Annotated in this window: 18 protein-coding genes and 1 pseudogene; 7 read left to right on the top strand and 12 right to left on the bottom strand. The window is 69.6% G+C overall.

Features of this window, described 5'->3' with window-relative positions:
• Positions 1-1,093: protein kinase (locus tag Q8Q85_05900; protein ID MDP3773784.1), on the bottom strand; the 1,093-nt coding region annotated here is incomplete at its 3' end.
• Between the two features lie 212 nt (positions 1,094-1,305).
• Between Q8Q85_05900 and nirK the strand changes: the two genes are divergently transcribed.
• Entirely contained in the window at positions 1,306-2,760 is a 1,455-nt protein-coding gene (gene nirK / locus Q8Q85_05895; protein MDP3773783.1) for a copper-containing nitrite reductase, read from the top strand.
• A gap of 38 nt (positions 2,761-2,798) precedes the next feature.
• On the opposite strand, the gene Q8Q85_05890 is transcribed toward nirK, so the two are convergent.
• The 6 genes from Q8Q85_05890 to Q8Q85_05865 form a co-directional block, all read right to left on the bottom strand.
• Positions 2,799-4,349 carry a tetratricopeptide repeat protein gene (locus Q8Q85_05890; GenBank protein MDP3773782.1) on the bottom strand — a complete coding sequence of 517 codons (1,551 nt, stop codon included), beginning with the start codon at positions 4,347-4,349 and terminating at the stop codon, positions 2,799-2,801.
• Positions 4,350-4,359: 10 nt separating this feature from the next.
• Positions 4,360-4,593 carry a hypothetical protein gene (locus tag Q8Q85_05885; GenBank protein ID MDP3773781.1) on the bottom strand — a complete coding sequence of 78 codons (234 nt, stop codon included), beginning with the start codon at positions 4,591-4,593 and terminating at the stop codon, positions 4,360-4,362.
• A gap of 30 nt (positions 4,594-4,623) precedes the next feature.
• A complete protein-coding gene (locus tag Q8Q85_05880) occupies positions 4,624-6,687 on the bottom strand; it encodes a hypothetical protein (GenBank protein MDP3773780.1) in 2,064 nt (687 codons plus the stop codon).
• On the bottom strand, positions 6,684-7,655 hold the full coding sequence (locus tag Q8Q85_05875) for an efflux RND transporter periplasmic adaptor subunit (protein ID MDP3773779.1): 972 nt from the start codon (positions 7,653-7,655) through the stop codon (positions 6,684-6,686). The genes Q8Q85_05880 and Q8Q85_05875 overlap by 4 nt, the downstream gene beginning before the upstream one ends.
• A 35-nt stretch (positions 7,656-7,690) precedes the next feature.
• On the bottom strand, positions 7,691-9,631 hold the full coding sequence (locus Q8Q85_05870) for a GAF domain-containing protein (GenBank protein MDP3773778.1): 1,941 nt from the start codon (positions 9,629-9,631) through the stop codon (positions 7,691-7,693).
• 118 nt (positions 9,632-9,749) lie between these two features.
• Positions 9,750-9,905, bottom strand: coding sequence for a hypothetical protein (locus Q8Q85_05865; protein MDP3773777.1), 156 nt, complete (start codon positions 9,903-9,905; stop codon positions 9,750-9,752).
• A 156-nt stretch (positions 9,906-10,061) separates the two neighbouring features.
• Here Q8Q85_05865 and Q8Q85_05860 point away from each other — a divergent pair, with 156 nt between their 5' ends.
• The 6 genes from Q8Q85_05860 (at position 10,062) to Q8Q85_05835 (ending at position 17,978) form a co-directional block, all read left to right on the top strand.
• Positions 10,062-12,323 (top strand): AAA family ATPase, encoded by a 2,262-nt coding sequence (locus Q8Q85_05860; protein ID MDP3773776.1) that lies wholly within the window; start codon positions 10,062-10,064, stop codon positions 12,321-12,323.
• A 121-nt stretch (positions 12,324-12,444) separates the two neighbouring features.
• Entirely contained in the window at positions 12,445-13,446 is a 1,002-nt protein-coding gene (locus tag Q8Q85_05855; protein MDP3773775.1) for a tetratricopeptide repeat protein, read from the top strand.
• Positions 13,443-13,943 (top strand): macro domain-containing protein, encoded by a 501-nt coding sequence (locus tag Q8Q85_05850; GenBank protein MDP3773774.1) that lies wholly within the window; start codon positions 13,443-13,445, stop codon positions 13,941-13,943. Before Q8Q85_05855 ends, Q8Q85_05850 begins: the two co-directional genes overlap by 4 nt.
• Positions 13,944-13,963: 20 nt before the next feature.
• Entirely contained in the window at positions 13,964-15,535 is a 1,572-nt protein-coding gene (locus tag Q8Q85_05845; protein MDP3773773.1) for a transglutaminase-like domain-containing protein, read from the top strand.
• The gene (locus tag Q8Q85_05840; protein MDP3773772.1) at positions 15,532-16,290 is read left to right on the top strand and encodes an ABC transporter ATP-binding protein; all 759 of its coding nucleotides are present in this window, start codon (positions 15,532-15,534) and stop codon (positions 16,288-16,290) included. The genes Q8Q85_05845 and Q8Q85_05840 overlap by 4 nt, the downstream gene beginning before the upstream one ends.
• Entirely contained in the window at positions 16,287-17,978 is a 1,692-nt protein-coding gene (locus Q8Q85_05835; GenBank protein MDP3773771.1) for a hypothetical protein, read from the top strand. Before Q8Q85_05840 ends, Q8Q85_05835 begins: the two co-directional genes overlap by 4 nt.
• Here Q8Q85_05835 and Q8Q85_05830 read toward each other — a convergent pair.
• The 5 genes and pseudogenes from Q8Q85_05830 to Q8Q85_05810 all read right to left on the bottom strand — a co-directional run.
• Positions 17,938-18,195, bottom strand: a pseudogene (locus tag Q8Q85_05830) (BlaI/MecI/CopY family transcriptional regulator). The gene Q8Q85_05835 and the pseudogene Q8Q85_05830 sit on opposite strands and share 41 nt — an antisense overlap.
• A gap of 125 nt (positions 18,196-18,320) precedes the next feature.
• Positions 18,321-20,837, bottom strand: coding sequence for a zinc-dependent metalloprotease (locus Q8Q85_05825; GenBank protein MDP3773770.1), 2,517 nt, complete (start codon positions 20,835-20,837; stop codon positions 18,321-18,323).
• Between the two features lie 81 nt (positions 20,838-20,918).
• The gene (locus Q8Q85_05820) at positions 20,919-21,389 is read right to left on the bottom strand and encodes a hypothetical protein (protein ID MDP3773769.1); all 471 of its coding nucleotides are present in this window, start codon (positions 21,387-21,389) and stop codon (positions 20,919-20,921) included.
• Position 21,390: 1 nt separating this feature from the next.
• Positions 21,391-22,029, bottom strand: coding sequence for a cytochrome c-type biogenesis protein CcmH (locus tag Q8Q85_05815; protein ID MDP3773768.1), 639 nt, complete (start codon positions 22,027-22,029; stop codon positions 21,391-21,393).
• Positions 22,010-23,199: cytochrome c-type biogenesis CcmF C-terminal domain-containing protein (locus tag Q8Q85_05810; protein MDP3773767.1), on the bottom strand; the 1,190-nt coding region annotated here is incomplete at its 5' end. The genes Q8Q85_05810 and Q8Q85_05815, both read right to left, overlap by 20 nt.

Genomic DNA, 23,199 nt, shown 5'->3' with positions numbered 1-23,199 from the left:
TGACGATGAGCCGCTCGGTACATCTTTCGAGGGAGTCACAGTCGCGCGACACGTAAGCAAGGCGGGTTCCGTCAGGCGAGAGCGCTGGGAGGCGGGCATTGCCGTCGGTGGTCAGCTGCACCAGCTGCGCCGTGAACGCGCCGGGCCGCGCCGGGCCGCGCCGCATCATGAGCCAGCCGGCCGCGCCGAGCACGAGGAGCACCGCCGCCACCACGGCGCCCGCGAGCCATCGCTGCATCTGGCGCGGGGCCGCCGGCGCTTCCGCCGCGTGAGCGAGCGCGTCCGCCAGCTCGGCCGCGCTGGCGAACCGATCGGCGGGCGTCTTGGCCAGCGCTTTCGCCACGGCGCTGTCAATCCCTTCGGGCACCGTGTCGCGCACCACGCGCAGGCGCACCGGCCGCTCGGTCATGAGCTTCGCGATCATCGCCTGTGCCGTCGGCCCCGTGACCGGCGGCTCGCCCGCCAGCATCTCGTACAGCACCGCGGCCAGCGAGTACACGTCGCTGCGAGCGTCGAGCGTGCGGTCGCCCGTCGCCTGCTCGGGGCTCATGTACTGCGGCGTGCCCAGCGAGAGGCCGGTCTCGGTCAGCCGGTTCCCGCCGGCCTCCTTCACGGCGAGCGCGATGCCGAAGTCGGCCAGCATCGCCTCACCCTCCTGGAGGAGGATGTTCTCCGGCTTGATGTCGCGGTGGATCACGCCCTGGCGGTGGGCGTAGTCCAGCGCGCCGGCCACCTGCTTGGCGATCGCCAGCGCCTCGTCAATGCCGAGTTGCTTGTCACGGTCAAGCTTGTCGCGCAGCGACTCGCCGCGCACGTAGGGCAGCACGTAGTACAGAAAGCCCTCGGCGGCGCCGGAGTCGATGAGCGTGAGGATGTGGGGATGGTCGAGCCGCGCCGTGATCTTGATCTCGTTGAGGAACCGATCACCGCCCAGGATGGCGGCCAGCTCGGGGCGCAGGACCTTGAGCGCCACCTCGCGGTCGTGCTTGAGGTCCTTCGCCAGGTACACCGTGGCCATTCCACCGGCACCGAGCTCGCGCTCGATGCGGTAACGATCGGCCAGGGCTGTCGAGAGGCGGGCGGTGTCAGGCATGGATAGAACTAAGATGGAGCGCGGCGGGCGAGGCTGCTAGAGGCTGGCGAAACGAAGCGGGCTGACTTGCGCCCCCACCGCCGGGAGCTATTGTCTGAAAGTGTGGAAATAGGCGGAAGGCCGTGACACCACCTTCAAGTTTTCTTCACGATTCCTTCAATCAATTGGGCGATCTTCGGATAACCAAACAGTACACCTTGCATGGAGGCAGTGTGAAGAACGCTTCGATCTTCCTTCGATGGGCCGGGAGTGCGGTGCTGATGAGTGTAGCGACGGTCGCCGGAGGGTGCGCCACGGACCGCATCCAGGGCGAGGAGACCGCGGTCTTGACGCGGGCACCGGAGGTGCCGGTGCCCATTACGCGACGCCACGCGACCAAGGTGATCGTGAACCTGGAGACGAAGGAGGTCACGGGCCGGCTCGCCGATGGGGTCGAGTACACGTTCTGGACATTCGGTGGGTCGGTGCCGGGGTCCTTCATCCGGGTGCGCGAGGGCGACCTGGTCGAGTTCCACCTCGCCAACCACCCCGGCAGCCACAACCCGCACAACATCGACCTGCACGCCGTCACCGGTCCCGGGGGCGGCGCGTCGTCGTCGTTCGTGGCGCCCGGCCAGAGCGCGGCCTTCGCGTTCCGCGCGCTCAATCCCGGCCTCTACGTCTACCACTGCGCCACCGCGCCCGTCGGCATGCACATCGCCAACGGGATGTACGGCCTGATCCTCGTCGAGCCGAAGGAGGGCCTGCCGCAGGTGGACCGCGAGTACTACGTCATGCAGGGCGAGGTCTACACTCGCGACCCGTACGGCGTGGCCGGCCACCAGCCGTTCGACATGCGCCAGGCGATCGCCGAGCATCCGAACTATGTGGTGTTCAACGGGGCGGTCGGGTCGCTCACGGGCGATCACGCCCTGACGGCCAACGTCGGAGAAACCATCCGGCTCTTCGTGGGCAACGGCGGCCCGAACCTCATCTCCTCGTTCCACGTCATCGGCGAGATCTTCGACCGCGTCTACCAGGAAGCGGGTTCCGAGGCCAACCGGAACATCCAGACGACGCTCATTCCGGCGGGCGGCGCGGCCATCGTGGACTTCCGGCTTCAAGTGCCGGGCACTTTCATCCTCGTGGACCACTCCATCTTCCGCGCCTTCAACAAGGGCGCGCTGGGCATGCTGAAGGTTGCCGGGGCGCAGGACTCCAGTATCTATTCCGGCCGCATCGCGGAAGGCATCTACCATCCGGAGGGCGGCGCCGTGCAGAGCGTGCCGGTGCCCGCCGTCGAGGAGCCGCGCGCGCGGACCACCGCCGAGCAGATCGCGTTCGGGCGGCGCGTCTTCGAGCAGAACTGCGCGCCGTGCCACCAGCCGGACGGGCGCGGCATCCCCGGCGCGTTCCCGCCGCTCGCGCGGTCGGACTACCTGAACGCCGACTTCCGGCGCGCCATCGGCATCGTGCTCAACGGCATGACCGGTCCCATGACGGTCAACGGCGCCACGTTCAACAGCGTGATGCCGGCGCAGGCGCTGACGGACGACAACGTGGCGAACGCGCTGACGTACGTCTTCAGCCAGTGGGGGAATTCCGGGGCGGTCGTGACGCCGGACCAGGTGCGGGCGGTGCGGGCCGCTTCACCGCGGCCATCGGCGGGGGCCGCCTCGGCGCACTGATCGCGCTGTCGCAGAGCCCGCTCAGAACGGGGAGGCGCCTAACGCCGCGGCCCAGGGTCCGCTCGGTGCCAGACTTCCCTTAGCATGCTCGAGGCGCGCGCGGCCGTCGCCGTGTCTCCCGCCGCAGCCGCCGCGCGGGCGAGCCCGCGAAGGGACAGCGCCCGCTTCGGCGCCAGCGCTAAGGCCCGCTGGAACTCGGCCTCGGCTTCCCGCGGGCGCCCGATCTCGAGCAGGATTTCGCCGAGCATCTCGTGCGCGGGCTTCACGACCACCGGCGGCCCGAACTCGAACGGCATGCCGTCTTCGAGCGCGGTGGCGGCGCGCAGCAGGGCGAGCGCCTCCTCCGTCGCGCCGGCGCCGACTCGCAGTTGGGCCCGCAACTCCTGCTCGAGAATGACGGGGACGACCCGGTCGCCGGTGTCGCCGACGCGCGCGGTCGCGCCGGCGTTCCCGGGTGCGCCGGTCAGTGCGGCGAGTGCCCGCTCGGCCGCGGCGCGGTCGCCGCGCCGGAGCGCCGCCAGCCCAGCGACGAACGTCGCGTACTCGTACCCGTCCTCGCCCGGCGCGCCCGCACCCGCGGCCAGTCCCATTGCCTCGGGACCATCCCACTGCTCGGCATCGATGACGAATCGCGCCTGGAGGCTCGCGAGAATACCCCGCTGGCGGCCCCGCCCCGAGTGGTTGGCAAGCGTCTCGAGCAGGCGGCGCGCTTCCGCGTACCGGCCCTGCTGGAGGTAGGCGTAGCCGAGCCACGTCGTGTAGTGCCCGGGCATCCACCGGGAGCGGTCCGCACCGGCGGCGATCTCGTTCTGGGAAGCGACATCGTCCCACATCCCCATCGCGAGGAAGATGTGAGTCGTCATGTGCTGGGCGTGAGCGGCGCCCGGCGCGATGCCCACGTAGGCGCGCGCCGCATGGAGCCCGAGCGGAGCATGGGTCGGGTCGTCAAAGGCGTGGATGATGTAGTGGGCGGCACCGGGGTGATCGGGATTCGCCCGGAAGACCGCCTCGGCGATCGCCGCGGCGCGCAGGTAGGTCGGCACGTCGCGCACACCCTGGTTCAGGCCCAGCAGCGAGAGCGCGTAGAACGCCTGCGCCTCGAGGTCGCCGGGGTTCGCGGTGGCGAGCCGCTCCATCGCCGACGCGTACGCGGTGTCGCGGTGCGGCTTCGGCCCCTCGCCGTACAGCACTTCCACCGCGTCGAGGTAGGCCTGCTCCCGGGGGGTCCGTGCTTTCGCGCGGCGCGCCGCGGCCGTGGGCGCCAGGCGCGCGAGGGCGGCGCGGGCAGCATCGCGATCCTGCTGGTTCCACACCGGGTGCGTGTACGTCATCGCTTCGCCCCAGTACGCCATGGCGTAGTCCGGATCGAGCCGTTCGGCTTCGCGGAATGCCCGCACGGCAGCCTCGTACTCGAAACTATGCAGGTACATCACTCCCGTGACGAAGGACGGCTGCGCCGCCGGCATGCCCGAGGTGGGGAAGTCGATGGTGCCGAGCCGCAGCGTCTGCCCGGCGAGCGGCGCGGCGGTCGCGGTCGCAGCGGCGACGATGAGAATCGCGGTCAACCTGACGCGCATCGGCAAGGTCATGGCAATGCCCTCAATCGAGGAATGGCGACGACTTCGGAAGCTGTCGCGGCGCCGGCGCGGCGTCCAGCAGCGCCTGGATCTCCTCGACGCTGAGCTCGAACGGATCGGACTCGTAACCCGGCGGCATGGCGGCGCGAGCGGGGCCGGGGTTGTCCTCGACCGGCTCGAACGTCCACTCGCCGCGACCTCTCACCCGGATCTCCCAGCGCCGGCCGCCGCGGTCGGTGAAGCGCCGGTCAGCCATCGGCCGCGACCATCGGCTCGGTGGTTTCGGTCACAGCAGCAGGTCGCTCCTGACCCGCTTCCGAACCGCCCACCACAGGGCGCCGAACCCATTCGTCCACCGGATGGTGACCTCCGCCTCGCCGGTGACGCCGGGTCGGTAGGCGCGCCCCGCCGCCACGATCACCCGGGCTTGGAACTGCCCTTGTGAGGAGTCGCCCGCCGCCGCCGCGGAGACCGTCGCCACCGGAAAGCTCGCCGCCGCGCCGACGTCGGAGTAGGGGACGACGCGCGCGGTCTGTCCGGGCCGGACGAGCGTCGCGCCGGCCCGGTCGAGCGCCACGCGCAATTCCAGCGAGTCCGGGTTGCCCAGCAATCGCACCACCGTGTCGCCGCGCTCGAACCTCCGGCCCACGAGCTCCTCGAGGCGTGGGGTGACGACGACTGCGGCGACCGGAGAGCGGAACGTGAGCTGCTCCAGCCTTCCCCGGAGCGCCGCCAGCGTCGCGGAGACTTCCTCCCGCGCGGCCGCAAGGCGCGCGACATCGGACGCCGCCCCACGGGAGCGCGCGTCCACTTCCCGCGCCGCGAGCGAGTCGGCCGCCCGCTCGACCGCAAGCACTGCGCGCTCCAGCCCGAAGTCCCTCAGCACCAGGATCGGGGCGCCGGCGGGCACCCGCGTCCCTTCCGCGGCGATCACCCGCGCGAGCACGGCGTCGTCCGCCGCGGTGAGCGCGATCTGGAGCGGCGAGCCTGTCGTGAAGACGCCGCCCACCCTGATCGGCACCGGAACGAGCATCCCCAGCAGGGCGATCCCGCCGGCCAGGGCCGCGCTCCTTCTCCACACCGTCCTCGAGGTCCAGAAGCTGCGGTGCTCGCGGAAGGACGTGAAGACGGCCTGCGCCCAGTTGCGCACCGCACCCTTGAGGACGGACCAGATGAACAGCACGAAGGCCACCGCGCCTAACGCTCCGAAGGCGGCGCTCACCCATCCGAAGAGGCGCCCGACCAGCAACGTCAGGATCGCGGTCGTGTACAACAACGCCAGGGCGCCATAGATGAGGAAGACGCGGCGCTCGCGCTCGTCCACCTGCGGCTCCGGCACCGACATCCTGATCAGGTGGCGCCGGATCAGAAACCCGATGTAACCGAGGGCGCGCTGGCGCATGTTCGGGATCTCGAGGTAGTCGCTCAGCGCGTAGTAGCCGTCCATCGGGATCAGCGGATTGGCGTTCGCCAGGACCGTCGTGACGCCGCCGATGAGAACGGCGACCGCGGCGATCTGGGAGATCACGGTGCCGGGCTGAACCGCCCACAGCGCGATCGCCGCGAGCGAGGCCACCACCATCTGGATCCACGAGCCCGCGGCCGTCACCCACAGCCTCGCCTTCAACTCGGGGAAGGTCCACGCGTCGTTCACGTTACAGTAGAACGCGGGGTTGCCGTAGATGATCATCGCCCCCATCTCGTGCACCTCGCCGCCGAAATACTTGCAGGTGAACCCGTGGCCCAGCTCGTGGATCACGATCACCGTCACCGCCGTGAACCAGAACACGACGAAGAATCGGACCGAGTACTGGCTCGGCGTGTAGAACGTGCGGATCACCTCCATCACCAGCGGCCATTCCACCACCACGAGCACCGCGTAGACCGCGAACAGCACGACCGACATCGCCAGGAACGGTTTGGAGAAGAAGAACCCGAGCCGCGGCGTCCACTTGTCGAAGAAGTCGTTGGGGTCCCCCACCGAGAAGCGCATGCGCAGGATGCTGCCCTGGTAATGAGTCCGCTTGACGCGGCGGTTGCGCTCCGCGCGCAGGCGCTCCATCAGCAGCACCGATCGCTCGTGAACCGTGCGCTCCAACAGCCCCATCGAATTGAGCTTCTTCGCGAAGCTCTCCACGGCTGAGGCCTTGAAGGGGAGGCCCTCCTCGGCGAGCGCGGCGGCGACCTGGGCATACGACTTCTCGCCGTCGAACTGCTGCATCACCATGATCTCGAGGAGCTTGAAGCGGAAATACTTGTGGGTGGCGTGCTCCTTGACGATGAAGCTCTGCTCGCCGCGATACGTCTGCTCGACGATCGTGAGGTCGTCGCGGAGCCGGGGCGGCTTCATCGCGGCTGCGCCAGCCGCTCCCCCCACGCGAGGCCGCTCACCACCTCGACCCGCCCATCGGGGAGCCGCGCGCCGAGCGTGACGGCGCGCAGCGCGGTGCGTCCGTCCTCCCACACCAGCACGTAGCCGGAGTCGGCGACGGCGGCGCCGGGGACCACCACGACGTGGCGTCGCTCGGCGCCGAGGCGCACCGTCACGCTGGCGCCGGGCCGCATTGTCGAGCCGGGGGCGAGCTCCAGGATCAACTCGCGCGTGCCGCTTGCCGCGTCGATGTTGGGAGAGGCGCGGATCACCGTCGCGCGGGCGCCCCCCCCGTCGAGCCCGACGACCAACCCGCCCGCGCCCACGCCGATCCCGCGGGCGTCGCTCTCGGGCACGTGCACGGCCACTCTCAGCGGCGCGAGCGCCGTCACGCGGAAGAGCGAGTCCCCGGGCGCCACCAGCTTGCCCGGCCGGATCGTCTTCGCCGAGACGACGCCCGCGAACGGCGCCGTGACCCGCGTCAGCTCGAGGTCGCGGCGCGCCTGCTGCCGCCCCAGCTCGGCACGCCGGAACTCCAACTCGGCGCGTTCCGAGTCCGCCACGGCGACCAGCCGCGACATGGCGAGCGAGCGCTGCCGCTCCACCTCGCGCCGCGCGCTCTCGAACGCCACCTCCGCCTGCTGCGCGGCGATCGTCTGGTCGGCCCGCTCGAGCTGGGCCAGCAGATCGCCGGCGCGCACGCTCGAGCCGAGGTCCACGTACAGCGACTCGACGATGCCCGCGGTGCGGGCGTACATCCAGGTGTCGTGCTCGACGTAGAGCTGGGCGGGCAGGCTGAGCGGCGAGGCGACCGTCGCCGTGTCTGCTGTGTAGAGGACCTGCTGCGCGGCCGGTGAGCCCGAGGACGCCGACTCCGCCTTGCCCCCGCACCCCGCCAGCGCCAGGAGCGGAACGCCAAGACCCAGCCCGACCACCCCGAAGGCCACGTGCGTCTGTCCGTCTGTGCGTCCTCGCGTCTGTTTCAAGCCCATAACCTCCACCAGAGGAGTCGCAGCCACCGTACCGGGCCCCGCAGCACTCGGCCGGCCACGGACATCCTTCCCGTCAGCACCTTGGCGTGCGCCGCCATGCCCGGCCTCAGCATCCCCTCGGGGTTCGCGAGCACGGCGCGTACGGGAAAGCGCACCGACCTTCCGCCATCGGCCGGCACCTGGCCGATGAACGACACCAGTCCCTCGAAGGTCCGCTGCGGGACCGCGTCCACGCGCACGACCACCGGCTGACCCTTCGCCACGCGACCTATCTCCTGCTGCGCTACGCCGAACTCGAGCTCGAGCGAATCGGTGCGCCCGAGCGCGACCACGAGATCGCCCGCGTCGAGATGCGCGCCCATCCGCTCCTCGGGCCTCGGCGTGAGCACGATGCCGGACACCGGGGCCCGAACCGTGGTCGCGGCGATCTGCTCGTCGAGCAAGGTGACCTCCCGCCGGAGAGATGCCACGCGCGCCCGCTGCATTTGCGCCTCCGCGGCGTTGCCGCGGCTTTCGGCCGTGGCCGCGATCCGGTCAGCCACTGCAGCCGCGGCAGCCGCCGCTTCGCGCTCGGCGCGGAACTCGGCGTCGCGCAGGTGTGCCAGCGGGGCGCCGCGGGTCACCTCCGATCCCTCGCGAACGAAGGTCCGCTCGATCACCCCAGGAACCAGCGTCCGCGCCTCGGCATACATCGACGCCCGGAAGACCGGGTCGGCGGCCTTCACCCGGAACGGCCAGCGCACCAGGGTGAGCAGCACCACACCCGCAACGACCGCGGTCGCGTACAGCTGAACGCGGCGGCGAGGCATCGCCATCAGCGCGCGCTTCTTCGCGGCAAGTGCTCCGAGCGCGTCCACCAGCGGTACCTGGTTGTACAGCTCGGCGTTGCGGAGCGAGACGGTGACCTGGTTCGCCAGGATCTCGGCCAGTTCTCGTTGCGTGGGCGAGACGAAGTCCGGCTGCGAGGACTCGAACATCAGCACGCCGAGCGTGCCTTGCTCGTCCTTGAGCGGCAGGTAGAGGCCGCTCTTGAGCGCTTCGCTGTCCAGGTCCGCGCCGAACGCCTCGACGAACGCTGCCTCCGAGTCGCTCCCCGGCGCGTCCCGGTCGGACAGGTAGAACGCCTCGCCGCGCCGCGCCACCCACTCTCCCCACATGGCCAGCCGCTTGGTGCGCTCGTTCTCCTCGTCCACCTGCTCCTCGCCGGCGATGGCGCGGATCTCGCACTTCCCCTTCTGATAGAGGCCGATGGCGGCCTGCTCGAACGTGAGGGCGCGCCCCGCGAGGTTCACTACCGACTGGAGCAGCCGGTCCATGTCGAGCGTCGAAGTGATCTCGCGGCTGATCTCGAGCAGCGTCGCCAGGTCGCGCGCACGCTTCTCCGCCCCGTGAAGCTGCGCGTTGCGCAGGGCCACGGCGGCGCCCGAGGCGAGCCCTTCCAGCAGCTCGCGGTCGCGGTCCGTGAAGATGCCCTCGTCCGTGACCTTGTTGGTGACCTGGATGGAACCGACCGTCACACCTTCGACCACCATCGGCGTCGCCAGCAGCGTGGTCGTGATGAAGCCGCTCATCCGGGAGGACTGCATCTCGAATCGGGGATCCTGCATCGCGTTCGAGACGATGGTGCTGCGCTGCTTGCGCGCCACGTCGCCCACGAAACCGCTGCCGATCGGCACCGTGGTGTCAACCAGCTTCTGGCTCGCGCTCCCCATCGCCAGCTTGCACCGCAGCACGTCGCCCTCGGCGATCCAGATGGACCCGCCCTGGGCGCCCAGCGCCGTCAGGACGCGGTCGAAGACCTTGGGAAGGAGCGTGTCGAAGTCAAGCGAAGCCGTGAACTCCATGCTGATGGCATGGAGCAGGCGAAGCCGCTCGAGCTCGTCGCGAAGGTCTTCCGTTGGGGCGGAGGTCAGGTCCTGCTCGTCGTCCATCCGGGCAAAAGGCTCGCAAAACCCGGGGGTGTCAAGATGGCGAGCGGAAAAGTCGGACCAACGCCAAGGGGGCGCCCGCTGCTACGGGCGCCCCCAAGTGAGGATGAAGACTGCGGGGTTACTCGTCCGAGGGGAGCACGCCCGACGGGGCGATGCGCTCTTCCAGCTCTTCGACCGACAGCTCGAGGGCCTCCGCGTTCTTCCCGGTGGCCTTGCGGACCGCGGCCTGCTGCTCGGGGGTCAGGTTCATCCGGAACGGCGTCTTGCTGGCCATGATAACCTCCAACTGGGTGATGGTGTGGTACGGGGAACCGCCGAATCAACTGCTGGGCAACCTACGACCCCACCGTGAAACCGGCGTGAAAGGCGACTTGCCGGGCCGTGATTTGGGGGTAGCTTATCCCCCCTCTCCCAAGCCCAGGCGAGGTAAGTGCCCGGCATTGCGATCAGTCTGTTGGGCCCGCCGTCGGTAGGGCCGCCGCGGGGTGATGCTTCCGCGTCAGGCAGTCTGGCGTCCAAGACCCTCGCGCTCCTGGCGTATCTCACCCTGGAGGCCGGCCCCCACTCGCGCGAAGAGCTGGCGACGCTGCTATGGGGCGAGTCGCCGGACTACGCCGCCCGGGTCTCGCTGCGCCAGGCACTGAAGCAGCTCCGCGCCGTGGCCGGCAACGCGGTCCACATAGACCGCCAGAAGGTCGAGCTGGTTGACCGCGTGGATTGCGACGTCCAGGCATTCCTCGAGGCCGCTGGACAACGCCCCTCCGAAGCCCTCCGCTTCGACGTGCCCCGGTTCATGAGCGGATTCTCGATCCATCACGCGCCCGCGTTCGAGGAATGGCTGGCCTCCACGCGGCAGACGCTGATGCGTCGCTTCGAACAGCTGCTGCGCGCGGCGGCACGCGAGGCCATGACCCGCTCGCACTGGCGCGAGGCGGTGGAGATCGCGGAGCGCTGGCTCGGGGTGGATCCGCTGTCCGACGAGGCGACCCGGGTAGCGGTGGAGGCGCTCTACGTGCTGGGCGATCGATCGGCCGCACTCGCCCGGCTGGCCGAGTACCGCGACCGCCTCGCCCGCGAGCTGCGGACGCCGCCTTCCGACGCGCTGCTCGCCCTCGCGCACCGGATCGAGGCCGACCTCGACGCGGACCAGCGCCGCGCGCCCCTCGATGACTCCGAGGCTCACACTCCGACGTTCCAGGCAGCTCTCATCGGGCGCGAGCGCCAGTGGGCCCTGCTCACTCAGGCGTGGAAGACGGTATCCGGCGGCTCGGGACGCACCGTCCTGATCGAAGGGGAGGTCGGTGTCGGCAAGACGCGTCTCGCGGAGGACTTCGCGCGCTGGACGCGCGCGGAAGGCGCCACCGTGCTGCGCGGCCGGGGCTACGACCCGAAGGCAGGGATCCCGTACGGGCCCATCGCGGAGGCGCTGCGCGAGGCACTGGAGGCGCCCGGGCTGAGCGGCACCGCGCCCGAGTGGCTGACCGAAGTGACGCGGCTGCTGCCGGAGCTGCGGCGCCGCTTCCCGGCGCTCCCCGAGCCGCCGGTGCCCACGGACGCCGCCGAGCGGTGGCGACTCTTCGAGGGCGTGGCGCAAGTCGTCCTCGCCCTCGCCTCCGAGCGCCCGACCATCCTGCTCATTGACGACCTCCAGTGGTGCGACGGCGAGTCGTGCGCGCTCCTCCATTTCCTGTCGCGCCGTCTCGAGGGCGCGGCCTCCGCGCTGGTCGCGACGGTGAGACTGGGCGAGTTGGAGCGCGACCTCCCGGCGGCGCGCCTGTGCCGCTCCCTGCGCGCCCGCGGGATGGCGACGGTGGTGGACGTGACGCCGCTGTCGTTGGACGAGATCTGGCAACTCATCCGCGAACTGGGGAAGATCCGGTCCCCCACCGGCGGCCGGCGGTTCGCCACGCGCATCCACGAGGTGACGGACGGCAATCCGTTCCACGCGATCGAGCTGCTCAAGACGCTCTTCACGCAGGGACTACTGGCGGTGGACGACGCCACCGGCGAATGGACCGCGTCGGGTGTGGGCAGCGCGGGACAGTCGGAGCTCCTGCCCATGCCGCCGACGGTGCGCGACGCCATCGCGGAGCGGGTGACTCGGCTGCCCTACGACCTGCGGGACCTGCTGGCGACGACCGCGGTTTCCGCGTCGGGGTGCCGCGCGCCGCTGCTCTCCCACGTGCACGGCATCTCCCGGCTCCAAGCGGCGCTCCGAGGCGACGCGCTGGTCGAGCGGCTGCTCCTGGCCGAGGACGGCGGCGTGTACCGGTGCGCGCACCCGGTCATCGCGGACGTGGTGCGTGAAGGACTGAGCGCGCCGCGCCGGCGCGAGATCCATCGCGCGATCGCGCTCTCGCTCGAGGCGATCGCAGCGCCGGCCGAACTGGGCGAGATCGCCGGCGAGGTGGCTCGTCACGCCGCGCGCGGCGGCGAGCGGGCGCTGGCCTGGCGTCACGCGTTGCTCGCGAGCGAGGAGGCGGTACGCCGGTACGGTTTCGAGGAAGCTCTTTCCTGGCTTGACTTGGCGGCAAGCGTCGCGGACGAAGGGGATCAGGCTGACACCGTGAACCGCCGTACTTCCGACGTGCTGGGGCTCGCGGGGTGGACGGAGCCGCCGCGCCGTACCAAGCGACCCGGTACCCCCGCCCGTGGAATCACCCAGATCGATATGGACCTCGGGGAGACCTGAGCCGACTCTTGCGGCCCGCGCCTTCAACCCGCATTTTCCCCGTTCGCTTCGCAACGCCTTGACCCTGTGAACCTTGACACATCCGATTCACCCTACCTGGTAGCGCGAAGGAGTGAGGGGCATGGGTCGTTCGAGAAGGCGGCAGTGGCACGTGGACACGCTGGGCTCGGACTCGCAGGCGGAGGCGGAGGCGGAGGCGGTCGATACGCTGGCGCCCACCAACGTGCCTAGGGCCGCGCAGAGCGAGTGGAGCAACGACGTGGTCGCACCGGTCCTCCCGCTGGAAGGCCTCCAGCCGTGGGAACAGATCGCGGGGCCCGCGCTGGCGTTGGAAGAGCCCGGAGAAGTGGACGCGGCGGTGATCGAGTCCGACGACCCGGCGCAACTGGTGCTGGAGCCCGTGCCGGCGGCGGACTTCGGGCTGGAGATCGTGACGGCTCCGGTCGAGGATGAGGCCGCTCCGCAGAGCGAACCCGAGCCCGAGCCGATTGCGGAGCCCGAGCCGGACCCGGCAGAAGTCGCGTACGCGCAGGCGCGCGCGGCCGCGGAAGCCGGCGACGTTCCCCTGGCCAAGACGCTCTACCGCCAGTTGCTCACCACCTATCCCGGGCACATCGGCGCGCGCAACAACCTCGCGCTCCTGCTAGACGCCGGTGGCGACCATGCGGGTGCGCTGGCGGAGCTGGACCGCGCGCTCGACATCGACGCGGAGAACGCGACGCTGCTCGTCAATCGCGGCGGGTTGCTGGGAGCGATGGGACGCTTCGCGGCTGCCGAGCGCGACCTGAAGCGCGTGCTGCGGGTCGAGCCGGCGCAGGCGGAGGCGCTCTTCAACCTCGGCATAGTGATGACCAAGAAGGGCCTCTGGACCGAGGCGGTGCCGCACCTTCGGCGTGCGATCGAACTCGAACCGGGCCGGGGCGCCGCCCACTTCTACCTCGGCGAGGCGCTGAACCACGTTGACGACCTGCACGGGGCGATGGCGGCCTACCAGCGCGCGGCCGAGCTCCAGCCCCACAACCCGCGCGCCCTCTACGGGCTCGGCATCGTGTACGACCGGCTCGGCCGTCCCGACGACGCCGCGCAGATGTACCGCCGCTCGCGGGAGGTCGGCCGGAGGTGATCCACGTGGTCGTGGGCGACCTCGCGTCCGTCGTCGCGGATGCGGTGGTGAGGCCCGCGAACACCAGGCTCGAGCCGATCAACCCGGCCCTGCGCCGCCTCGACGAGGCCGCAGGGCCGCGGTTTCAGGATCAGTGCCGCGTGCAATGGGAGTTCGGAGTGGGCGCCGCGGTGGTTACCAGGGCCGGCGACCTCCCGACCGAGTTCGTGATCCACGCCGTCATCGGGACCAGCGAATCCACCGTGACCGCGGACGGCGTACGGAGCGCGGTGGCCGCAACGCTCTGGCAGTCCCTGCAATGGCAGATCGAGACCCTGGCGTTCCCGGCACTCGGCCAGGGGCCGCTGTCGGCGGAAGTGTCAGCCGATGCGATCATCCCTTCGATCCGCGAGCACCTGCGGAACGCCGACCACCCCGCTACTGTACTCATCGTGGTGAACAGCGACGCCGAGCGCGACATCTTCGCGGCCCGTATCGGGCCGGGTGACCCCGCCTGAACCGAGCCCGCATCGCCGCGGTGGTCGTCGTCGCCTGGCTGGCGGGGCTCGGGCTCCTCCTGAAGCGCGAGTACTTCAAGTCGTCCACCATCCGGCTGGCCGAGGCGGCCACGCGGGTGGGGCCGGGCGCTAGCTACTACACGCTGTCCATGGGCGGGGGACCGATCGGCTACGCCGCGAGTACCGTTGACACGATCGGCCCGACGTCGCCAGGCGACACCACAACGCCGGGCGTGCGCGTGCAGGACGTGGTGGTAATCGACATCGAGGCGCTGGGCAGCATCCAGCGGGTGGAGCTGACGACGGACATCCTGCTGACGCGCGCGCTGCATGTGCGGTCGTTCCAGGGAAGCCTCAATTCCGAGGCCGCCCGCATGATCGCCCGCGGCAGCGTCGAGGGCGACAGCGTTCTGGTGCTCGAGATCGACGCAGGTGGCTCGCGACCGTCCCGCCAGCGCATCCGACTCGAGCGGCCCATCATCCTCCCCGCGATGCTCCCACTCCAGCTCGCTTTCGGCGGCGAGCTGCGGATCGGCAGGACGTACCGGCTCAGGATGTTCGACCCTATAGCGTTCACCGAACGCGAGGTCGCGGTGCAGGTGCAGGCGGAAAGCACCCTCATAGTCCCCGACAGCGCGCTGAAAGACCCTGCGACGGGCCGGTGGGTGGTGGCGCGCGAGGACACGGTGCACGCCTGGAAGGTCGCCGAGGAAACGGGCGGGATCATCACGGAGTCGTGGATCGACGACCAGGGTAGCATCGTGCGCGCGGTCTCGCCGGTGGGGTTCCGGATGGAGCGGACGGCGTTCGAACTCGCGGTCGAGAACTGGCGGAGGAACCGCGGCGCGGCGCGCGTCGCGGCGGGGCAGAACAGCGACATAATCCAGTCCACCGCGATCGCCGCCAACCTCGAGCTGGCTCCCGAGGCGCTGACCACGTTGCGGGTGCGGCTCGGCAACGTCACGCTCCAGGGCTTCGATCTCGGCGGAGGGCGGCAACGGCTCGCGGGGGACACGCTGATCGTGACCCGGGAAACCGGCTTCGGCGACGGGCCGGGCGGTCCGCGGCCGACGGGGTTCGACGCGAGGCTCCCCATCTCGGCGTCCGACCCGGCGCTGGCGTCCGCGCTCGCCGCGGAAGCGCTCGTCCAGTCCGACGACCCTCGCATCCAGGCGCAGGCGCGCCGGATCGTGGGGCGCGAGCGCCGCGCGGGCGTGGTCGCGGAGTTGCTCACCCATTGGGTCTACGACAACCTCGAGAAGAAGATCACGGTGAGCGTGCCGAGCGCGGCCCAGGTGCTGGAGAACCGCAGCGGCGACTGTAACGAGCACACCGTGCTGTACGTGGCGCTGGCGCGCGCGCTGGGCCTGCCGGCGCGGACCGCGGCGGGGGTCGTGTACCTGCGCGGGCACTTCTACTATCACGCCTGGCCGGAAGTATGGCTCGGCCAGTGGGCGGCGGTGGACCCCACCTTCAACCAGTTTCCCGCCGACGCGGCGCACCTCCGGTTCGTCAACGGCGGCCTCGCGCGGCAGGTGGAGTTGATCCGCCTGATCGGGAGGCTCCAGCTCACGGTGATACCCGGCACATGATCACGATCGAGAAACTGACGAAGAAGTACGGCTCCTTCACGGCGGTGGACGACATCTCGCTCCACGTGCCGCAGGGGACGCTGCACGGCTTCCTGGGCCCCAACGGCGCCGGGAAGACGACGACGCTGCGCATGATCGCCGGGATCCTGCGCCCGACCAGCGGCCGCATCAGCATCGGCGGGCACGACATCCAGACCGATGCGATGGCCGCGAAGGCGAAGCTGGGATTCATCCCGGACCGGCCGTTCGTCTACGAGAAGCTCACCGGCGCCGAGTTCCTGCGCTTCGTGGCCGGCCTCTACGGCCAGGACGGGCAGATCGTGGAGCGGCGCGTCGACGAGCTGCTCGACGTGTTCGAGCTGTCCACCTGGAAGAACGAACTGGTCGAGTCGTACTCGCACGGGATGCGGCAGAAACTCATCATCTCCTCGGCGTTGATCCACCGGCCCGAGCTTATCGTGGTGGACGAGCCGATGGTGGGACTCGACCCGCGCGCGGCGCGGCTGCTCAAGGACCTCTTCCGCGGGTTCGTGAGCCGCGGCGGCACGATCCTGATGAGCACCCACACGCTCGAGATCGCCGAGGCGCTGTGCGACCGGATAGCGATCATACAGGGCGGCAAGATCGTGGCCGCGGGAACGATGGCGGAGCTGCGGAGCCAGCACGCTTCCGGCGACGAGGGGCTCGAGGACCTCTTCCTCCGCCTCACCGGCGGCGCGGCGGCGAAGGAGCTCCAGGCGGTCCTCGAGGCGTGAAGCAGCCGACCCTAGGCCACGTCCTCCTGCCCAAGTGGCGCACCGTGATGACGCGGATGCGTCAGGAGCGGGAGTCGGGCGGGCGCGGCAAGCTCCTGGTCCTCGGGACGGTAGGCCTGATCTTCTGGGCCGCGGTGTTCGGCGTGCTGTTCCGGGTGCTCCGCTACTTCAGTGGCGTCGAGGAGATCGGCGCGCTGCTCGCCGCGAAGCTGCTCTCACTGGTGCTGCTCTCGTTCGTGTCGGTGCTGCTCCTCTCCAACGTCATCACCGCGCTGTCGTCGTTCTTCCTGGCCAAGGACCTCGACCTCCTGGTCTCCTCGCCTGTCGAAGGGACGCGGCTCTACTTCGCGAAGCTGGGCGAGACGCTGGTGCACAGCTCATGGATGGTAGTGCTGATGTCGGTGCCGATCTTCGCGGCGTACGGGATCACGTACCGGGGCGGCTGGCTCTTCGGGCCGTTCGCGATGCTTGCGCTGGTGCCGTTCCTGGTGCTGCCGGCGGTCGTGGGTTCGACCGTCACGATGATCCTGGTGAACGTCTTTCCAGCCCGGCGCACCCGTGACCTGCTGGCGATAATCGCGCTCGGCGCGGCGGCGGGCGTCATTCTCATCTTCCGCATCGTACGGCCCGAGCAGCTGGCGCGGCCCGAGGGGTTCCAGAACCTGCTGGACTTCATAGCGGTGCTGCGGACGCCGACCTCGCCGTTCCTCCCGAGCGAATGGGTGACGAAGTCGGTGATGAGTTACCTCGCGGGGCCGGTGGACTGGCTGCCGGTCTACCTGCTTTGGTCCACCGCCGCGGTCTTCGCGATCGGAGGCGCGTGGGTGCACTCCCGGCTTTACCACCCGGGCTTCACCAAGGCTCAGGAGGGCGCGGAGCGGTTCGTGCGGGGCGGCTTCTGGAACTGGTCGCTCGGCGCGGCGCTGAGGCCGTTGGGCGCGGCGCGGCGGGAATTCGTGCTCAAGGACCTCAGGCTCTTCTTTCGCGACACGACGCAGTGGAGCCAGCTCATCCTGCTCGCGGCCCTGCTCGTCGTCTATCTCTTCAACATCAAGGCGCTCCCGCTGTTCCGCGGCGAGCAGGTGCCGTTCTTCCTGGTCTCGGTGGTGTCGTTCCTGAACCTCGGTCTGGCGGGATTCGTGCTCTCGTCAATCGCGGCACGCTTCATCTTCCCGGCGGTGAGCCTCGAGGGACGCCAGATGTGGCTGCTGCGCTCGAGCCCGCTGGAGCTGCGCTCCATGCTGTGGGCCAAGTACTGGGTGGGGACTGCGCCGCTGCTGGTGCTCGCCCTCGCGATCACGATCTTCACCAACGTTCTGCTCAAGGCCAGCCCGTTCATGATGGCGGTCGGGGTGGGGACGATACTATTGCTCACGCTCGCCATAAGCGCGATGGCGCTGGCTTTTGGTGCGCTATACCCGCAGTTCGAAACGGAGAACGCGGCGCAGATCCCCACGAGCTTCGGCGGGCTGGTGTTCATGATGTCGACCATCGCGCTGCTGTCGGTCGTGATCGTGATCGAGTCGGTGCCGGTCTATCGCTATCTGCGGGCCGCGCAGACCGGCGAGCCGCTCACCGGGATGCCGCTCATGGTGGGGTCGTTCGTGCTCGCCGCGGCAGTGTGCGTCGCGGCAACGGTGGTCCCGCTCAAGATCGGGCTCCGGCGGATGGAGGAGTTCGAGTTCTAACATCGAGCAGCGCGAGTTCGCGATCGACGGCCGGATAGTACCGGTGCGCCCGGCCCTCGCTCTTCGTCGTGACCCAGCCCTTGGCCTTGAGCGTGCGGAGGAGCGTGAGCACCGTCGTATAGGCGGGCTCGAACTCCGAGCGTTCGATCAGCCCTTCGCGCACCTCTGCAACGGTTCCGGACCCGAGGTCCCAGAGGACGCTCATGACGTCGAGCTCACGCTCGCTTAGAGAAAAGGGGAGTGAGTGAGAAAGGGGAGTAGGGGGAGTAGGGGGAGTAGGCGGAGCCCTTCTCCCCTAACTCCCCTAACTCCCCTGACTCCCCTGACTCCCCCGCTTCTTCCCTACCTCGGATTCAGAATCCGATCAATCCTCGCCCTCAAGTCCTCGAAATGCGCCTTCGTCGTACGGTCCGTGGTGCGGAGGATGACCGCGCGGAGTGAAGTGTCCAGATCACGCAGTTCGGCGCGTGCCAGGGCGCGCGCGTCGGCGGGCCGCGGGGCCGGCGGCGTGAAGCCCGGGAAACCGCCGAAGCCGGGCGGCAAAGGCGTCGCCAGCGGCGTGTTGATCAGCCGGTCCATCTGGTCCACGAAGGCGCTCTGAAGATTGCGCCGGTACGTGTCCACCGCGGGGCGCACCGCGGCCAGCTCCGAGTACAGCCCTCGCCGCACGTCGCCGATCAGTTCCGCGACGGTGTAGGCCGGCGTGGCGGGCGTCGCGAACGCCGCCTGCTCGACCAGTCGCGAAAGCCTCGCGTCCTGGAGGATGGTCGCGAGCAAGGCCACGTGCCGCTGCCGCACGCGATCCACGTTCCCCGACGGCTCGATGCGCCGCAGGATCTCGGTGTCGAAGAAGTACGTCGGTGTCGTGAACGCGTTGTCGAGGAGGAACCGCACGGCCGCCTGCTGCTGCGCCCGCGGCACGGGCGTGTGGATGACGCCCTGCTGGTTCGGATACTTCTCGTGCCGGTACACGCCGCCGACGACGACGGCGACGTGGTTCATCTCCAGAGCCCACTGGCCGATCACCCGGCCGTACATGTCGTTGAGCAGGTCATAGTCCTCGAGCCGGTCGGTCGTCGTGGCCGGAATCAGCATCGGCACGAGGCGGCGGATGTTCTGGAGGCCGTAGCCGGTGGCGCGGACCGGGTCGTCGCCCAGCGCCTCGCTCTGGGTGCGCGGGTCGATGCCGTCGGGGTTACCGAAGCGATACTCGGGGTGGGTGTCCTGGAGCCGCGCCAGCGAGTCGAGGAAGCTGCGCTCGGACTCGGACGTGGTGGCGCCTGGCACGCGGCGGTATCCCCAGCCAATCGTGTAGTAGTCCCACGGCCCGATCTTGGGCTGGAGCTGGACGTTGTCGCCCGGCTGGGCGACGTAGTTGTTGCGCGCGTAATCCATGATGGAGTACGAGGTGCCGTTCTGCCGCGTGTACGTCGCGCTGCGGAGCGAATCCACGGGGTAGGTCCCCGAGGAAAGCTGGTTATGCGGCAGGCCGAGGGTATGGCCGACCTCGTGGGCGGCGACGTACGCCACCAGTTCGCCCATCAGCGAGTCGGGGAACGGCAGGCGCAGGGCGCGCGGGTCCACGGCACCGGCCTGCACCCAGTACCAGGCCTGCTGGAGCGACGTGATGTTCTGGTACCAGCCGATGTTCGATTGGAGGATCTCGCCGGTCCGCGGGTCGTTGAGGTGCGGGCCGTAGGCGTTCTCCACCGTGCTGGGCAGCCAGCGGATCGCCGAGAACCGCGCGTCGTCGAGGTCGAACTCCGGGTCTTCCTGCGATGTCGGGGCCCGACGCGCCTGGATCGCGTTGCTGAAGCCCGCCGCGCGGAACACCGGCTCCCACATCTGCACGCCGCGGATCAGCCACGGTACCCACTTCTCGGGCGTGGCGGGATCGATGAAGAAGACGATCGGCTTCACCGGGTCCGAGACCGCCGCGCCCGGGTTCGCCGGCTCGAGGCGCCAGCGCGTGATGTAGCAGCGCGTCGGCACCACCGGCCGGTCGGCGCCGAAGTCCTGGTAGTTCACCGAGAAGTACCCGATGCGGTTGTCGCACAGCCGCGCCGCCATCGGGCGGTCCGGCAGCAGCAGCATCGAGTAGTTCATCAGCATCGTGATCGAGTTGATGGACCGGTCGAACTGGCCGAAGGTGGGCGTTGGGACCGAGTCCACTTCGAACGTCTGGAGCGCGCTGACCTCGACGTTGATCGGAAACGACCGCGCCCGCTCGATCACCGACCGCGCCGGGTCGAGGCGCCGGACGCGCACGCCCGTCTGCCGCAGGTTCAGCTCCGCCACGTCGGTCGTGAACAGGCGCGTGACCTCTATGACCGCGTTGCTGTCGTCGGGGCTCCAGGCGGCGACATCGAAGCTCATCAGGATCGGCGCCTGGTTCGACAGGTTCACCGCCCGGCTCACCGGGAGCGTGCTGTCCGCCCGCATGGCGTACGACACCATCCGCAGGAACACGCGGTTGCCGAGTCGCTGCCAGCGCACCACGCGCGCGCTCACCTGCTCGCCCGCGTACCCGACGCCGCGGATCGTGCCGCGCTGGTCCGCCACGAACCGGAACTCACGGCCGAGCATCGCGCGGGGGATCTCGTAATAGAGCTTGTCGCCGATGCGGTGGACGATGAAGACGCCCGAGTCGGTCACCGCCTGGGCCGTGATCACCTCGCGGTACGGCTTGGGCACTTCCTGCTGCGGCGGCCGCGCGCCCTGACCGGGATCCTGGCCCTGCGGCACCTGGCCTGCCGGCGGGTTCTGCGGGGTGGGCGGCGTGCGCGGGTTCTGCGCGGCCGCCGCGCTGATCGCGCCGGCGCACAGCAGGATGGCGATGGCGAACGGACGTCGGGTCATCGGTCGGTCTCGGAATGGGGGTCGTTTTCTACCGGTGACGCCAAAACTACGCACGACCGGCGGAATATGTTGGTTCGAGGTTCAGGCTGCGACGCGGGTACCACACCCCACGCAGAACTTGCCGCTCCCCTCGAGCACGCTGCCGCACTCGATGCAGAACCTGCGGCCCTTGGACTTCGAGGATGCCCTAGCTGAGGCGATGAGGGCCTCGACAGCGTCCCCGTTGACACCGGGGGGCTCCGAAGCGGCGTCCGGAGCCGGGCCAGCTTCCGGCGCCGCCGCGTCCGTCGCCCGGAGGGCGTCGAGCGCCTCCGTGGTGTACTTGGCCCGCAAGCGTTCGTAGTCGTCGTCGGAAAGCTTGCCGGTTGCCTGGTCGAACTCGATCTCCTTGAGCGCAGCCAGAGCGGTATCGCGGCGGACAAGCGTCGGGTCGTCGTCTTCATCATCGAGGGTGGAACGGCGAAACGGCGAAACGGCGGAAGGACGGAGCACCGGCTCCAGCACCAGGAAAACCGCCACGAGGGCGACGGCGAGACCGGCGATGAGCGCCACCCTACGCCTCGAACCGTTCGAGCTCGCGCTTCAGCCGCTCGATCTCTTCGCCGGCGACGGGCGACTCCAGCGCCACCGCTTCCCCTTCGATCGGGGTCCTGGGTCGCGCGCGGATCCACTTCCGCATCACCAGGATCACGATTCCGAGCCCGGCCGCCAGCCCCACGAACGGCATGACGTAGGCCGCCCAGTTGAAACCGCGCCGGGGCGGCGCCATCAGCACCGCCTGCCCGTACTGCGCCTCGAAGGCCGTCACGATCTGCTCGGCCGTCATTCCCGAGTCCATCCGCGCCAGCACCTGCCGATGCATGGCCGGTGAAGTCGCGCAGTTGAAGTCGGTCGTGCGGCAGGTGAAGACGTCGAGGTTGCATCCACAGGTGCAGTGGATCTTTCCTTCGATCTCCTTCACCGTCACGTCGTTGTCGCGCACACTCCCCCGGTCCCGGGACTGTACCATTCCGGGGGCGTAGAGGCGGCCGGCGGAGTCCGTAGACCGGGTGGACGGAGGGACGGACGGTGGGGCAGCAGTCACCCGTTCGGCTGGCGCCCTGGCGCGCCCGCCGGCCTGCGCGCCGGCGCGTCCCGCCGTCAGCGAGAGCGCAGCCGCGACCATCAGCAGGCTACGAGACCTGCGCGACATATCCTGCCGGCTCGGCCCGGCGAAGGCTGGCCGCGGTCGGCCCGCCGCCCGGCCACATGGTGATCAGCCCGCCGATCACCAGCACCATGCCGCCGTACCAGACCCACCACACGAGCGGGTTGATGGTGATGCGGTAGACCGCTTCCTCGGTCCCCTCCACCGAACCCGCGTACACCAGATACACGTCCTCGCGGATGTCGCTCCGGATCGCCACTTCGGTGGACGGTTCGAAGGTGGGCCGGCCCATCGAGTCCATGTGCTGGCGCTTCTCGCTCTTCATCACGCCGACGTACTTGTCGCCGCGCCAGACGTCCATGCTCGCGGCCGAGACGAAGCGGTTGAGCGCCTCGTACTGGGACACGCCTTGGTGCGTGAACTTGTAGGTGTGCCCGTACGGCGAGCGTACCGAGACGCTTTCGCCCGGCTTGAGCGTCGCCTCGGTGTCGCTCTTGAACGCGAGCCCGGCGAACCCCGCGAACAGCATGACCATGCCGAGGTGCACGACGTAGCCGCCGTAGCGCCTCCGGTTGCGTGCGATCAGGCGGCCGAAGGCCAGTGGGATGGACTCACCGTGGAGCCGGTGGCGCGCGCCGGTCCCCCGCACGAACTCCACCACGACCGTCGTAGTGACGAACGCGGAGAGCGCGTACGCCACGATCGCCCAGCCGTCGGACATTCGAACGGCCGCCAGCCCGACGGCGGTCAGCAGCATCGCGGCGGTGGGCCAGAGGAACTGGCGCTTCAAGTTGGCGGTGGAAGCGTGGCGCCAGGCGATGAGCGGCCCGATCCCGGTGAGCAGCAGCAACAGCAGGCCGAGCGGCACGTTCACCTGATTGAAGAACGGCGGCCCCACGGTGACCTTGGTGCCCTTGATCCACTCGGAGAGGATGGGGAAGATGGTCCCCCAGAATACCGAGAAGGCGATGACGATGAAGATCAGGTTGTTGAAGAGGAACGCCGCCTCGCGGCTCACCATCGACTCGAGCTTCGACTCGGCCTCGAGCTCCGGCCAGCGGTAGTAGAGGAGGCTGAAGCCCGCCACGCCCGCGAAGAGAAGGAAGCCGAGGAAGAAGTAGCCCACGCTGGACTGGGTGAAGCTGTGCACGCTCGAGATGACGCCGCTGCGCGTGATGAAGGTGCCGAAGATGGAGAGGAGGAACGAGCCCACGA

The sequence above is a fragment of the Gemmatimonadales bacterium genome (genome assembly GCA_030697825.1).
In the GTDB taxonomy this organism is placed as follows: Bacteria; Gemmatimonadota; Gemmatimonadetes; order Gemmatimonadales; family JACORV01; genus JACORV01.
This window is presented reverse-complemented; position numbering and strand designations above follow the sequence as displayed.

Coding starts and splice junctions, on each gene's coding strand:
- Q8Q85_05890 (MDP3773782.1), bottom strand. CDS start 4,349: ATGACCTTGCCGATGCGCGTCAGGTTGACCGCGATTCTCATCGTCGCC.
- Q8Q85_05885 (MDP3773781.1), bottom strand. CDS start 4,593: ATGGCTGACCGGCGCTTCACCGACCGCGGCGGCCGGCGCTGGGAGATC.
- Q8Q85_05880 (MDP3773780.1), bottom strand. CDS start 6,687: ATGAAGCCGCCCCGGCTCCGCGACGACCTCACGATCGTCGAGCAGACG.
- Q8Q85_05870 (MDP3773778.1), bottom strand. CDS start 9,631: ATGGACGACGAGCAGGACCTGACCTCCGCCCCAACGGAAGACCTTCGC.
- Q8Q85_05865 (MDP3773777.1), bottom strand. CDS start 9,905: ATGGCCAGCAAGACGCCGTTCCGGATGAACCTGACCCCCGAGCAGCAG.
- Q8Q85_05855 (MDP3773775.1), top strand. CDS start 12,445: ATGGGTCGTTCGAGAAGGCGGCAGTGGCACGTGGACACGCTGGGCTCG.
- Q8Q85_05840 (MDP3773772.1), top strand. CDS start 15,532: ATGATCACGATCGAGAAACTGACGAAGAAGTACGGCTCCTTCACGGCG.
- Q8Q85_05825 (MDP3773770.1), bottom strand. CDS start 20,837: ATGACCCGACGTCCGTTCGCCATCGCCATCCTGCTGTGCGCCGGCGCG.
- Q8Q85_05815 (MDP3773768.1), bottom strand. CDS start 22,029: ATGTCGCGCAGGTCTCGTAGCCTGCTGATGGTCGCGGCTGCGCTCTCG.